The sequence below is a fragment of the Sabulicella glaciei genome (assembly GCF_026183895.1).
Lineage (GTDB): Bacteria > Pseudomonadota > Alphaproteobacteria > Acetobacterales > Acetobacteraceae > Roseococcus > Roseococcus glaciei.
Genome location: NZ_JAPFQI010000006.1, coordinates 113139 through 126301, shown reverse-complemented (window position 1 = coordinate 126301; position 13163 = coordinate 113139). Strand labels below are relative to the sequence as shown.

General features: G+C 70.7%; 12 protein-coding genes. 9 read left to right on the top strand and 3 right to left on the bottom strand.

Annotated features, from left to right (window positions below; genetic code table 11):
* Nucleotides 1-52 precede the first annotated feature (52 nt).
* Both OF850_RS10485 and OF850_RS10480 read left to right on the top strand, forming a co-directional pair.
* Complete coding sequence (locus OF850_RS10485) at nucleotides 53-235, top strand: hypothetical protein (protein WP_301590026.1); 183 nt, start codon at nucleotides 53-55, stop codon at nucleotides 233-235.
* Nucleotides 236-256: 21 nt separating this feature from the next.
* A complete protein-coding gene (locus tag OF850_RS10480; RefSeq protein ID WP_301590025.1) occupies nucleotides 257-673 on the top strand; it encodes a hypothetical protein in 417 nt (138 codons plus the stop codon).
* 7 nt (nucleotides 674-680) lie between these two features.
* On the opposite strand, the gene OF850_RS10475 is transcribed toward OF850_RS10480, so the two are convergent.
* The 3 genes from OF850_RS10475 to OF850_RS10465 all read right to left on the bottom strand — a co-directional run bounded on the left by OF850_RS10475 (nucleotide 681) and on the right by OF850_RS10465 (nucleotide 5433).
* Nucleotides 681-2258 (bottom strand): ABC transporter substrate-binding protein, encoded by a 1578-nt coding sequence (locus OF850_RS10475; protein WP_301590024.1) that lies wholly within the window; start codon nucleotides 2256-2258, stop codon nucleotides 681-683.
* Nucleotides 2259-2364: 106 nt separating this feature from the next.
* Nucleotides 2365-3975 carry an ABC transporter substrate-binding protein gene (locus OF850_RS10470; RefSeq protein ID WP_301590022.1) on the bottom strand — a complete coding sequence of 537 codons (1611 nt, stop codon included), beginning with the start codon at nucleotides 3973-3975 and terminating at the stop codon, nucleotides 2365-2367.
* 162 nt (nucleotides 3976-4137) lie between these two features.
* Nucleotides 4138-5433: a Hint domain-containing protein gene (locus OF850_RS10465; RefSeq protein WP_301590021.1), complete on the bottom strand. Its 1296-nt coding sequence runs from the start codon at nucleotides 5431-5433 to the stop codon at nucleotides 4138-4140.
* Nucleotides 5434-5710: 277 nt separating this feature from the next.
* Between OF850_RS10465 and OF850_RS10460 the strand changes: the two genes are divergently transcribed.
* The 7 genes from OF850_RS10460 to OF850_RS10430 all read left to right on the top strand — a co-directional run bounded on the left by OF850_RS10460 (nucleotide 5711) and on the right by OF850_RS10430 (nucleotide 13161).
* Entirely contained in the window at nucleotides 5711-8293 is a 2583-nt protein-coding gene (locus OF850_RS10460) for a tetratricopeptide repeat protein (RefSeq protein ID WP_301590019.1), read from the top strand.
* 34 nt (nucleotides 8294-8327) lie between these two features.
* Nucleotides 8328-8711, top strand: a complete 384-nt coding sequence (locus tag OF850_RS10455; protein ID WP_301590018.1) for a GtrA family protein — start codon at nucleotides 8328-8330, stop codon at nucleotides 8709-8711.
* 83 nt (nucleotides 8712-8794) lie between these two features.
* Complete coding sequence (locus OF850_RS10450) at nucleotides 8795-9133, top strand: hypothetical protein (RefSeq protein ID WP_301590017.1); 339 nt, start codon at nucleotides 8795-8797, stop codon at nucleotides 9131-9133.
* Nucleotides 9133-10857 (top strand): type I secretion system permease/ATPase, encoded by a 1725-nt coding sequence (locus OF850_RS10445; protein WP_301590016.1) that lies wholly within the window; start codon nucleotides 9133-9135, stop codon nucleotides 10855-10857. The genes OF850_RS10450 and OF850_RS10445 overlap by 1 nt, the downstream gene beginning before the upstream one ends.
* Nucleotides 10854-12245 carry an HlyD family type I secretion periplasmic adaptor subunit gene (locus tag OF850_RS10440; protein WP_301590015.1) on the top strand — a complete coding sequence of 464 codons (1392 nt, stop codon included), beginning with the start codon at nucleotides 10854-10856 and terminating at the stop codon, nucleotides 12243-12245. The genes OF850_RS10445 and OF850_RS10440 overlap by 4 nt, the downstream gene beginning before the upstream one ends.
* A 48-nt stretch (nucleotides 12246-12293) precedes the next feature.
* Nucleotides 12294-12575 (top strand): hypothetical protein, encoded by a 282-nt coding sequence (locus tag OF850_RS10435; RefSeq protein WP_301590014.1) that lies wholly within the window; start codon nucleotides 12294-12296, stop codon nucleotides 12573-12575.
* Between the two features lies 1 nt (nucleotide 12576).
* Nucleotides 12577-13161: an ankyrin repeat domain-containing protein gene (locus OF850_RS10430; protein ID WP_301590013.1), complete on the top strand. Its 585-nt coding sequence runs from the start codon at nucleotides 12577-12579 to the stop codon at nucleotides 13159-13161.
* Nucleotides 13162-13163 lie beyond the last annotated feature (2 nt).

Genomic DNA, 13163 nt, shown 5'->3' with positions numbered 1-13163 from the left:
TGACCGCCCGGTGGGCGGCCCACACCCTCGCCTGGAAAACGAGAGGAACGCCATGACAAAGATCGCGCTGATCCTCGCCGGCATCTGCGTCGCCTTGCCAGCCCTCGCGCAGCCCCGCGACCGCACGGCGATGCTGACGCTCGGGACGGGCATCTACGTGGATGCGCGGCTGGCGGCCCTGCCCTACGACGTGATCTCCGGCCGCGCCCAGACGCGCTCGGCCGGCCACGTCTAATTCGAGGGCGCGCTGGAGGCGGTGCGCTTCGACCTTCCCCTGCCCTGCGAGGGCTGCGCGCTGCGCCGCAACCGCATCGAGGTCGGGGTGAACGCGACTCAGTTCTTCGGCGGGCAGACCAATGCCGATATCGGTGTCTTCCTGCGGCTGCGCACCGGCGAGGTGCCGTTGGTTTCCAGCCTCGCGGTCAATCTCGCCATCGGCATCGGCGTGTCCCACGCCTTCGACCGACCGGAGCTGGAGGACTGGGGCAATCGCGGAAAGAACCGCCGCACGCAGATCCAGGTGCCAATGGAGTTCGAGTGGTCGCACGCCGCCCTGCGCGAACGGTCGGTGCTGGCGCCGCGCATCCACCACCGCTCCGGCGCCTGGGGGCTGGTAGCGCCGCAGGGCGTCGGCTCGAATTTCATCGGCGTGGGCCTGCGGCGCTCCTTTTGACACGGCGTCAGGTCCGCCGAAGGTTCCAGAAGATGGCGAAGCCGGGCACGCGATCCGCGAGGTTGCGGCGATGCGCGGTGACGGAGCGATAGGCGCCGACGGGGATGAACGGCACCTCGTCCATGGCGACGCGCTGCATCTCCCGCGCCAGGCGCTGCTGCGACGGGAGGTCGGGCGCGTCGAACCAGGCGTCGCGCAGCTCCTCGAGGCGCGGGATGGTGGGCCAGCCGGGCCAGGAGGACAGGCCGTTGCCGCGCAGCGGGAAATGCCCCGCCGGGTCCATGAAGTCGGTGGAGGAGAAGGAGGTGAGGAAGATGCTCCACCCGCCGCGGTCCAGCGGCTCGCGCGAGGCGCGGCGCTGCACCACCGTGCCCCAGTCGGTGATGACGATGTCGGCGTTCACCTCCAGGCGGCGCAGAAGGTCGGCGGCGACCTGCGTCATCGCAGCCGGCGCCAGGATGTCGGTCGGGCCGATCAGCCGCATCGGCTGGTTGGTGTAGCCGGCCTCGCGTAGCGCCGCCTTCGCGGCGTCGAGCGAGCGCGGGGTGCGCAGCGGCTCCAGCCCCTCGTCATTCGCCAGCGGGGTGCCGGGGGTGAAGATGCCGACATTCGACAGATACAGGTTCGGGTCGGTGCCGACCACGGCCTGCATGAAATCCTCCTGGTTGATGGCCGGGAGGAAGGCCTGCCGCATCTTCTTGTCGTTGAAGGGCGGATGCAGGTGGTTGAAGCGCATGATGCCGGTGAGCGGCAGCGGGTCGATCGCCTCGATCGTCACGTTGCGGTTGCGGCGCAGCAGCTGCTGGATCTCCGGCGGCGGCTGCTCGTACCAATCGATCTCGCCGGTCTGCAGCGCGCCGGCCGCGGTCGAGGCGTCCACGATGATGTGCCACTCGATGCGCTCGAAGTTCGGGCGCTTCGGGCCGGCCGTGAAGGAGGACGGGCCGTTCGGGTTGGGCACGTAGTCCGCGTTGCGCTCGTAGACCACCATGCTGCCCGAGTTGAACTCGCGCGGAACGAAGCGGAACGGGCCAGAGCCGATGCTTTCGCGGATCTGCTGGAAGGGGTCGGTGCGCGCCAGCCGCTCCGGCATCATGAAGCAGACCGGGTTCACCGGGCTGGCGAGCGCGTTGAACAGCAGCGGGAAGGGCTTCTTGAGCCGGAAGCGCAAGCGCTTGTCGTCCAGCGCCACCAGCTCCTCCAGCGCGCGCTCCAGCTGCTGGCCCGACGGGTTGCGCTTCATCCAGCGGCCGAGCGAGGCGACGCAGTCGGCGGCGCGAACCGCCTCGCCATCGTGCCACTTCAGTCCGTCGCGCAGGGTGATGGTGACGGAAAGCTTGTCGTCGCTGACCTCATGGCCCGACGCCATCTGCGGCCGCGGATTGAACTGCGCGTCCATGCCGTAGAGCGTGTCATAGACCATGAAGCCGTGGTTGCGCGTGACGTTGGCCGTGGTCCAGATCGGATCGAGGCTCGTCAGGTTGGCCTGCGGCACGAAGCGCAGCGGGCGCGTGGCCTGGCCATGTCCCAGGCGCGGTGCCGCCAGCGTGGCGGCGGATGCGACGAGAAGCGATCGTCGAAACATTGGCATGGCTCCCGGACTTTGAACGGCGGCGGGAAGCCTGACATGGCAGGTTACGGCGCCGCAAGGGGGCAGCGCATCCCCGCGCCGGGGACGCGCCGCCTTGTGCTCAGCCGCGCCGCAGGTTCCAGAACAGCGGCGGCTGGCCCTTCAGCATGCCGGACAGGTTCCGGCGATACGCGGTGGGCTGGTAGTACATGCCGACCGGCACGTAGGGCACCTCCTCGAAGGCGATGCGCTGCATCTCCGTGGTGGCGGCCTTCGCCGACGCTTCGTCCGACGCGTCGAACCAGGCGTTGCGCTGCTGCTCCATGGCCGGGATGTTGGGCCAGCCGGGCCAAGCATTGTCGCCATGGCCGCGAATAGCGGCGTGACTCGCCGGGTTCCAGTGGTCCACGCCGCTCCAGAAGGTGAAGAAGCCGCTCCATCCGCCCTGGTCCAGCGGGTTCTTGCTGGCGCGGCGGGCCACCACCGTGCCCCAGTCCGTCGAGACGAGGTCCACGTTGAAGCCCATGCGCCGGAACAGGTCGGCGCCGACCAGCGTGGCCGCGTTGATGGAGGCGAGGTCGGTGGCGTTCATCAGCACCATGCGCGCGCCCATGGCGCCCGCCGCCTCCAACTCCCGCCGAGCCGCCGCGATGTCCTTCTTCAGCTTGTCGAGGCCCACATTCGATGCCGACGGCGAGTCCGGCGCGAAATAGCCGATCCCCTCGCGGCGCAGGTCGTTGTAGCCCTCGACGCCGGACGAGCCGATCACCGCCGTCATGAAGTCCATCTGGTTGACGGCCGTCAGCACCGCGCGGCGCACCGCCGGGTTGTTGAAGGGCGCGACCAGATGGTTCGGGCGGAAGATGCCGATCAGCCCGGAATTGTTGATGACCTCGACCTTGATGTTGCGCGCGCCCGCGCCGCGCAGGAAGAGCGGGAACAGGTCGGCGGTCGGCTGCTCCCACCAGTCGATCTCGCCCGATTGCAGCGCGGCGGAGGCGGTGGCGGCATCCGGCATGATGTGCCACTCGACCCGGTCGAAATGCGCGACCTTGGGACCGGCCGTCATGGAAGGCGTGCCGTCCTGGCGCGGCACGTAGTCCAGGTTGCGCGTATAGGCAAGGCGCGAGCCGGGCACCCATTCATTCTGCACGAAGCGGAAGGGGCCGGAGCCCACCGCCTCGGTGAGGTTCGTGAAGGGATCCACGTTCGCCAGCCGCTCGGGCATGATGAACAGGCAGCTCGTGGTCACCTTGGAGAAGGCTTCGAGCATCCTCGGGAAGGGGCGGTTCAGCCGGATGCTGAAGACCCGGTCGCTTTCCTCCTTCATGTCGGCGACGCGGGCGAGGAGTTCCTGCCCGAAGGCGTCGCGGCGGCCCCAGCGGCGGATGGAGGCGACGCAGTCGCGCCCGCGCACCGGCGACCCGTCGTGGAACTTCAGGTTCTCGCGCAAGGTGAAGCGCCACAGCTTGCCGTCATCCTCGGTGACGTGGCCTTCGGCCATCTGCGGCTGCGGCTCGAAGCGCTCATTCATGCCGTAGAGCTGGTCAAAGACCAGGAAGGCGTGGTCGCGCGCCACGAAGGCGGTGTTGGTGAAGGGGTCGATGTTCGGCAGGTTGGCGTGCGGCACGTAGCGCAGCACGCGCGAGCCGGCCGGCTGGGCCAGGGCTGGCGCGGCGAAGGCGGCCGGCAGCGCGGCAGCGCCCCCGAGCAGGGTGCGGCGTTGGATCATTCCCTCGGATCTCCCAGCGGAAGTTTATCGCCTAGCGAGACTAGCAGGGGATTCGCGCGGGTTTCCACAAACTCCCGGCTGCAACGGGCGGGGGCAGAACAAAAAAAAGAGGCCCCGGGGAAACCCGGGGCCTCCATGCGGTGCGCCGTGGCGCCGGGCGGATCAGGCCGCAGCGGCGACGGTCCCGTCGAGGCGCGCCGCCAGCTCGGCGAGGCGCTGGCGCGTCGCGGCGGGAAGCTGGCGCTGGGAGGTGGCGCGGGGCAGGTCCAGCTCACGGACGGGCGTGCCGTCATGCGTGGCCTCGTGCTCGGCCCAGTTGTCGAAGGCGCCGCGCTCGGCATCGTCGAGGAAGGTCTCGGCCGGCGCGCCCTCGGCGAGGATCAGCGACTGGTCGGCCAGCTCGACGTGATAGTAGGTGAAGATCTCCGGCACCGCAGCCTCGCGGAGGATGGAGGTGCCGTTCACCAGCGCGGCGGCGGTGGCGAGGATGCCGTCCACCAGCATGGCATGGCCGGGCGAGACCAGCAGGTCGCGCTTCGGCAGGTTCTCGCCCAGCGCGCCGGCGCGGATGCGGACCGGCAGGGAGCAGACGGGATCGGCGAAGCGGGTGGAGATGGTCTGACGGCCCACCCAGCGCACCGGCACGGCCTTGCCCTCGGAAGTGAGGACGAGGTCGCCGCACGCCAGCGTCTCCACCGCGCGCTCGCCCTCGGGCGTGGCGATCAGGGTGCCGGGGTAGAAGCAGATCACGCCCTGGAAGGTCGTGCCGCCCTTGGTCAATACGTTGCCGGCGTTGTCGGTCACGGTCATCGAGGTGGTGACGTTGCCCTGCGTGCCGAAGGGCAAGTCGCTCAGGTTCACCGTGTGCTGGCCGTTGAAGGTCGTGCCGCCGATCTTCGTCAGCGTCTTCGTGACGGTAGTGCCATTGTAGGTGAAGGCGACGGTGACGGAGGCAGCGTCGGTGTCGATGCCACTCAGCGTCAGCTTGAGGGACTGGGCCTCGGTGTTGTTGACGAGGTTGTCAGCCGTCTGGTCCACCGTCAGCGTGGCGTCACCGCCGCTGTCGCGCACAGTGTCGAAGGTGAAATTGGTAGTCTGGGAGGTGAAGGCCGGGCTGGTGGACACAGCCTTGAACTGCACCGCCGCGCCGTTCAGGCCGGCGAAGTAGTTCACCGTCGCCTGGGAGACGAGGGCGCTCGTCTGGGACAGGTTGACCGACACGCTGCCAGAAGTGCCGCCCTTGCTGGCGATCGTGAACGTTCCGATCTCCACCCAGCTCGTGCCGTTATAGTACTGGAGCGAGACAGGAACGTCGTGCGCTTGGCCGGACTGGTCGGAGGTCGCGTTGACGGTGAAGGTCAGACTCGACTGCCACTCAATGTAATTGGTGGTCGTCCCGCCGCTGGTGCCGCCTGCGGCGGAACTCAGAGTGACCGAAGTGAGACCCGTTAATGCCATTGCCAACCTCACCGATGGGGCCGTGCCCGCTGCTGACCGTGAAAGATGGCAAAAGTCGTAACCAAAATGAGAAACGCTCGATAGATGTGGAAAATACTTTGTTGACTGTTAAAATATTTTTACTCCGCGAGTATATCTCATTCCTGATCATCTATATTCATTCTCCCCTTGAGATTTGCCTCATTTCGCGAATTTACGCGCGGCTCTTGATCGTCCTGCATCCTCCCGGCATTGGAGAGGAGGTGCAAAGGGCGTGATGCCGCGGGGAAGGCGGGGAATGTCGGGATCTCCAGGGGGGAGCGCGGAGGAAGCGGAGCGGTCGGCCGACCCCATGGAGGCCGGGCTCGCCGCCAGTGCCCGTGGCGCGGCGGCGGCGGCGCTCTCCCACTTCCTTCAGGCCGCCGAGGCGCGCCCCGAAGCGGCGCTTCCCCTGCTTCACGCCGCCCAGGAACTCCGCCGGCTCGCCCGGCTCGAGGAGGCGGAGCGGACGCTGCACGAGGCCCTGCTCCGCGAGGGCGAAAGGCTGCGCGTGCTGCTTGAACTCGGGCATCTGGCGCGTCAGCAGGGCAAGGCGGCGGAAGCGCTGGAACATTTCCTGGCGGCGCGCGCGCTGCAGCCCGGCAATGCCTGGGCGCAGCTTTACGCGGGCCAGCAACTGCGCCTCGCCGGCCGCCTGGAGGAGGCGGAGGAGGTGCTGCTTCTCGCCACCAGCCAGGGTGGTCCGCCCGCCCTCCATGCGCGGCTGGAACTAGGCGAGGTGGCGCGGCAGGCCGGACGGGACGAGGCAGCGCTCGAACATTTCGCCGAGGCCGCCGCCCTCGCGCCCGGGGAGTTGCGGCCGCTCGTGCAGCAGGCGGAACTCCTGCGGCAGCTCGGCCGCATGGAGGAAGCCAGGGCGCTGTTCCATCAGGTGCTGGAGCGGGATCCCGGCAACTACACGGCGGCGCGTGCGCTCGGCCAGGCCGCCCGCGCCACGGGGGACAACGCCGGCGCGGAGGCCTTCTTCCGCCAGGCGACAGCAACCGACCCCGCCTCGCCCTGGGCCTGGATCGACCTTGCCGCGCTGCTTCGGGACCGGGGCGACGCGGAAGGCGCGGCTGCCGCGCTCGGGGGAGTCCTCGACCGAAATCCGCAGCAGGAGCAGGCTTCCGTCCTCCTGGCGCAGATGCGCCAGCAGGCCGGCGATCCCGAAACCGCCCTCGCGGGCCTGCGCGAGCTGGAGCGGCCGGGGCCCTGGCCGCTGGTGGAGATGGCGATTTGCGAGCGCCAGCTGGATCGGCTGGAGGCGTCGCGCGCCTTGCTGGATCGCGCTCTGGCGCTCGACCCCGACCACCCGGGCGCGCTGCAGCAGCTGGGCGAAATGCTGCGGATGGAGAACCGGTCCGCCTCCGCCCTCGCGATCTTCCGCAAGGCGGCGCACGCGCATCCGCGCAACCCCTGGCCGCGCATCGGCGCGAGCCATGCCCTGGCCGACCAGGGCGAGGTGGAAGCGGCGCTGCGGGAACTGGAAGCCGCCGCCGATTCCATCCCGGCCGGCGAGGCGGGCGTCGTGGCCGCGCGGCGCATCGAGCTGATGCGTTCCGCCGGGTTGTGGCTGGAGGCGCTGGCGGCGGCGCGCGAGGCGACGGGGCGCTGGCCCGGCCTGCCCGCCCTGTGGGAGCAGCGTTTCCGCACCGAGATCCTGGTGGGCGAGGCGGAAGCGGTCGAGGCCTGCCTGACCCGTATGCCCACCGCCCGCCTGGAGGACCGGGCGCGGCTCGCCTGGATGTCGGCGAAATGGGCGGAGGCGCAGTGGCGGCTCCGGGACGCGGCGGACGGGTATGAGGAGGCGCTGCGCCTCGCGCCGCAGGCCGGGGTGTGGCGCTACATCGACGCGGCGCGGATGCGCCTGCTGCTGCTCGACATCCCGGCGATGCGCCGACACATGAGGAGCTTCGTCAGGCTGGAGCAGCCGCCCCGCAAGGGCCCGCAGCGGCCGCGCCGGATTCCCCACACCCATCTCGGCCAGCTGCTCAACGAGTTCGAGCTGGGCGCCGACGCGCTGACCGCGCTGGAGGCGATCCGCGACCTGCCCCCGGCCGAGCGGGCGGAAGGTGCCCTGGCGGTGCTGCGCCGCTTCCCCGGATCGACCGCCGCTTCCGTCGCGCTGATGGTGGCGCTGCGCCAGGCGGGCCAACTCGATGGGCGGGGCGGGGCGGCCGGCCCCTCGCCCATCCCGCGCCGCATCGCGCAGTTCTGGGACGCCAAGGAGCCGCCGGCCGATCTGCGCCCCCTCATGGCCAGCTGGGGCGCGCAGAACCCGGACCACGAGATCCTGCTCTTTGACGACGAGGCGGCGCGCGGTTTCCTGGCACGCCACTTCGGCGCGGAGGTGCTGGACGCCTATGAGCGCGCGCCGAGCCCGACCCAGAAATCCGACGTGTTCCGCCTCGCCTGGCTCTACGCCGCCGGAGGCTGGTACGCTGATTGCGACGATCGCTGCCACGCCCCGCTCGCGACGATCGCGTCGCCCGGCGCCACGCTCGTGGCGCATCAGGAGGAGCTGGGCTCGCTCTGCAACAACCTCGTGGGCGCGGTGCCGCAGCACGAGGTGATCGGGCGCGCGCTGCGCGACGCGGTGGCCGCGGCCCGGACGGGCGACAGCGACTACCTTTGGCTGGCGACCGGACCGGGCTGCCTGACCCGCGCGGCGGCGGAAACGCTGGCCGACCCGCTCCTTTCCCCCGGGGCGCGGCTGGGCGGCATGGCGGTGCTGGGGCAGCGCGAGCTGTTCCGGGCCGTGGCGGTGCATTGCGGGGCCAGCTACAAGGCCGCGGGCCGGCACTGGCTGCAGCTGGCCTTCGGACAGGGCGGGGCCTGAGCCGGCCGCCCCCTTTTTCAGCCGGGAAAGACAGATGATCGGCCAGTTCCTGCGCTTCGGGGTGGTGGGGGGCGTCGGCTTCCTGGTGGATGCGGGGGTGCTGATGGCTGCCCTGGCGCTCGGCATGGACAAGTATTCCGGCCGCGCCCTGTCCTATCTCGCGGCCGTTTCCACCACCTTCGCCCTCAACCGCGCCTGGACCTTCCGCGACCGCAAGGGCGCCGGCGGCCGGGTGGCGACGCAGTGGGGGCGCTTCGCCGTGCTGAACCTCGTAGGGTTCACCGCGAATTACGGCACCTATGCGCTGCTGGTCGGGCTGGCCGGGGTGCATCCCCTCCCCGCCGTGGCCGCCGGCTCACTCGCCGGAATGGGGTTCAATTTCTTTCTGTCCCGGCGCTACGTATTCCGGGAAGGATAGGGATCAGGCCTGTCCCCCTTGCAGCCCGGTTAAGCAATTTGCCGCAGCATACATCGGGCGCTGAAAGGATTATTTCCTCTCGCATGAAAAATCCCGATGGCGGCCTGGACAGGCTGGAGCGCCTCGTGGCAGAGGCCCTGGCGCGCGAGGCAGGCACCGAGCCCAGCCCCGCCCACGCCGATATGGCGCGCCGGCTCCTGGCCGAGCATGCCTTCCTCCATCTCCACAACCGCGTGGCCGAGATCCGGCGCGAGGCGGTGGACGAGCATCTGGGCCGGCTTCGTTCGCCGCTCGGGTTCTGGGGCGCCGTCGGCGCCTCGCTTCTGGCCCTGGCCCTGGCGGGCGGGCTGGCCCTGTTCCTCGCGTCGCAGCCGGCCCTGCTGGATGGGCTGCGCCTCCTGCCCGGGAGTCCAAGCCTTTGATGCCCCCCCAAGCCACCTCCATGCGCGAAACGCCGCTCGCCCGCGCCATCGCCGCCTGCAAGGGCCAGTTTACCCTGGTCGGCGCCTTTTCCGGCGTGGTGAACCTGCTCCAGCTCACCGTCTCCATCTACATGATGCAGGTGTTCGACCGGGTGCTGGCCACCCGCAACACCGACACGCTGGTGCACCTGACGCTGATCGCCTTCTTCGCCCTGCTGGTGCTGGCGGCGCTGGAGGCGTGCCGCTCCATCGTCATGCAGCGCATCGCCGCCTGGATCGAGACGCGCGTGGCGCCCGAGGGGTTCGACCGCGCGATCGAGGCGCAGCTTCGCGGCCGCACCTACCGGATGGAGGCGCTGCGCGACCTCGCGGTCTGCCGCTCCTTTCTCGGCTCGCCGGGCATGCTCGCGCTCTATGACGTGCCCTGGGTGCCGATCTACCTTGCCGTGATCTTCATGCTGCACCCGCTGATGGGATGGCTGTCCGTCGCGGGCGCCCTGCTGCTGCTCGGCCTCACCATCGCCAACGAGCTCATCACCTCCGGGCTGATGAAGGAGGCCGGGGTGGCGGCGATGCACAGCCAGCGCCGCGCCGACGCCATCGCCCGCAACGCCGAGGTGATCGACAGCATGGGCATGGGCCCTGCCGTCATGGCCCATTGGCGCCAGGGCGTGGCGAAGATGCTGCCGCCGCAGCAGCGCGCCGCCGACCGCGCCGCCATGATCCTGTCGCTCACCAAGTTCTTCCGCCTTGCCGTGCAGCTGGCCATCCTCGGCCTCGGCTGCTGGCTCGTGCTGCGGCAGGAGCTGACGGCGGGCGCCTCCATCGCCGGCTCCATCATCATGGGCCGCGCCCTCGCGCCGGTGGAGCAGGTGATCGGCGGCTGGAAGGCGCTGGTGCAGGCGCGCCAGTCCTTCCGGCGCCTCCAGGCCTTCCTGGCCATGCCGCGCACCCGCCCCCCCGGCATGCCCCTGCCCGCGCCCGAAGGCCACCTCCATGTGGAGCGCGTGTCCTTCGGCTTCCCCGGCCAGGGCGTCGCGCTGATCAAGGGCGTGAACTTCAACCTCGCCCCCGGCGAGAGCCTCGCCGTGATCGGGCCTTCCGCCGCCGGCAAGACCACGCTGATCCGCATGATCATCGGCACGCTGCCGCCTTCCGCCGGCACGGTGCGCCTCGACGGGGCCGACGTGTATACCTGGCAGCGCGAGGATTTCGGCCGCCATGTCGGCTATCTGCCCCAGGATGTGGAGCTGTTCGACGGCACCGTGATCCAGAACATCGCCCGCATGGGCGAGCCGGATGCCGAGGCGGTCTTCGCCGCCGCCAAGTTGGCCGGCTGCCATGACCTGATCCTGCGCCTGCCCCAGGGCTACGACACGGAGATCGGCGAGGGCGGGCAGCACCTGTCGGGCGGGCAGCGCCAGATGATCGGCCTCGCCCGCGCCCTCTACGGGGCCCCGCGCCTCGTGGTGCTGGACGAGCCGAACTCCAACCTCGACGGCGACAGCGAGGCCAACCTGGTCCGCGCGCTGGAGCAGGTGAAGGCCGACGGCACCACCGTGGTGCTGGTCAGCCACCGTCCCACCCTGGTGCAGGGCGTGGACAAGGTCTTGTTGTTGAAGGACGGCGCGATCGAGATGTTCGGTCCGCGCGCCGAGGTGCTGAAGCGGCTCATGGCGCCCCCGCGCCCGGCCGAACGCATCGCGCAGGGAGCCAGCGCATGAGCGACACCCCCAACGCCGTCGAGGTACTGGAGCGCCCGGCGCTCCCCGCCCGCCGCACCCTGCCGCCCCTGGTGGTCCCGCCCGCCGACCCGGTCCTGGACGCCCAGCGCCCGCGCACCTTCTGGCCGGCCCTGCTAGGCCTCGTGGTCATGGTCGGGTTCTTTGGCGGCTTCATGGCCTGGGCCGTCACCGCCCCGCTGGCCGAGGCCGCCATCGCCCCCGGCGTCATCAAGGTCGAGGGGCAGCGCCGCACGGTGCAGCATTTCGAGGGTGGCATCGTGCGAGAGATCCTGGTGCGCGACGGCGACCGGGTGCGGCAGGGCCAGCCGCTGATGCGCCTGGACGACGTGCAGTCCGGCGCCAACCTCGAGGCGCTGCGCGCCCAGCGCTTCGGCCTCGTCGCCCAGGCCGCGCGCCTCGCCGCCGAGATGGCGCGGGCGCCGGAGATCGCCTTCCCGGCCGAGCTGCTGGAAAGCGAGGATCCCCGCGCCGCCGAGTCGGTTTCCGGTCAGCGCGCCCTGTTCGACGCGCGCATGGCGAGCCTCGTCAGCCAACTCCTGGTGCTGGAAACGCGGCGCGACCAGGCGCGCGCCTCCATCACCTCCGCCGAGGGGCAGCTTGCCGCCTCCATCCAGCAGCTGGACCTGATCCGGCAGGAGGAGGTGATGCGTCGAACCCTGACGAACCAGGGCCTCGCGCGCCTGCCGGAGCTTCTGGCCGTGCAGCGGGCGCGGGCCGGGCTGGAAGGGCAGATCGTGGACCTGCGCGGCCAGATCACCCGCTCCCGCGGCGCGATCGAGGAGGCGGAGAGCCAGATCCGCGCCACGCTTGACCAGCGCCGCCAGGAAGTCGGCACGGAGGCGCGCGAGGTCGCCGGCCGCCGCGCAGAGGCGGAGGAGCGCATCCGCGCCGCCGAGGACGTCTCGACCCGGCGCGAGATCCTGGCGCCGGAGGACGGCACGGTGGTCAACCTGCGCCTGTTCAACGTGGGCGCGGTGCTGCGGCCGGGCGACCCGGTGGTGGACCTCATCCCCACCCAGGACCGGTTGGTGGCCGAGGTGAACGTGCAGCCCACCGACATCGACGTGGTGTATCCGGGGCTGCAGGCCGAGATCCGCCTGCCCGCCTTCAAGCAGCGCCTCGTTCCCTACCTGCACGGCCACGTCACCTTCGTGGCAGCGGACGTCACCACCGACCAGGCGACGCGGCAGACCCACTTCCGCGCCCATGTGCTGATCGACCGGGAGCAGCTGGAGCGCCTGCCCTCCATCTTCCTCACGCCGGGCATGCCGGTGGAGGCGCATATCCAGATCGGCCAGCGCACCTTCTGGCGCTACGTGACGCAGCCGATCCGCGACAGCCTGCAGCGCGCCTTCACGGAGCAGTAGCCGTGGGGGGCGCCGCCGGGTAAGGGTGGCGGATCAAGGGAGTCCTGCATGGTGACGACGCCGGTGATCTTCGCGGATGGGGTGATGGAAGCCTCGGTCCACCATGGCGTGGTGCGGCTGGTGCTGGCCCAGCTGCAGAATGACGGGAAGCCTGCCGCGGCCGGGACGATCTGCGTGCCGCTGGTGCAGCTTCCCGCCGTCGCCCAGGCGCTGAACACCGTGCTGCGGCAGGTGGAGGCGCGGGCGCGCGAGGCGCAGGCGCAGAAATCCGCCGCCAGCGCCGAGGCGCCGGCCGCCCTTCCAGGCGCCTTCACCTTCGGGGAACGTTGAGATGCGAATGGTCCTCGCCGTGGCGGCCCTGCTGGCCGCCCTTCCCGCCGCCGCCCAGGCCCAGGGCTCGCTGATGGGCCGCGGCCCGATCACGCCGCAAACCGGGGCGGCGCCGCCACGCGAGGCACCGCAGGGCCTGCCCGGCGTGGCGGCGCGGCGCGGACAGCGTCCCATCCCGGCCGAGACCGACCCGTCCGGGATGAACCCCAACGACGCGCTGTTCGACGGGATCAACCGCGGCGACATCGGCACGGTGCGCGACGCCATCAACCGCGGGGCGGACGTGAATGCCCGCAACGCGCTGGGGCTGACGGCGCTGGATTCGGCCGTAGATCAGGGGAGGCCGGAGATCACCGTCTATCTTCTGTCCGTGCGCGGCACGAGCAGCGCGCCCCCGCCGCCCTCCGCCGCGCCGCAGGGACGTGGCGCCGCCCGCCCCGCGCCGCTGCCGCGCGAGGCGTCGCGTCGCGAGGCTGCGGTGCCTGTCCAGCCCGCCGCGCAGGTTCGGCCCCGCCTGTTCGGCAACGATGGCGGCACGCCGCGCCCCGAGATCGGCTTCCTGGGCTTCGACGCCGGGCGGGGTTGAGC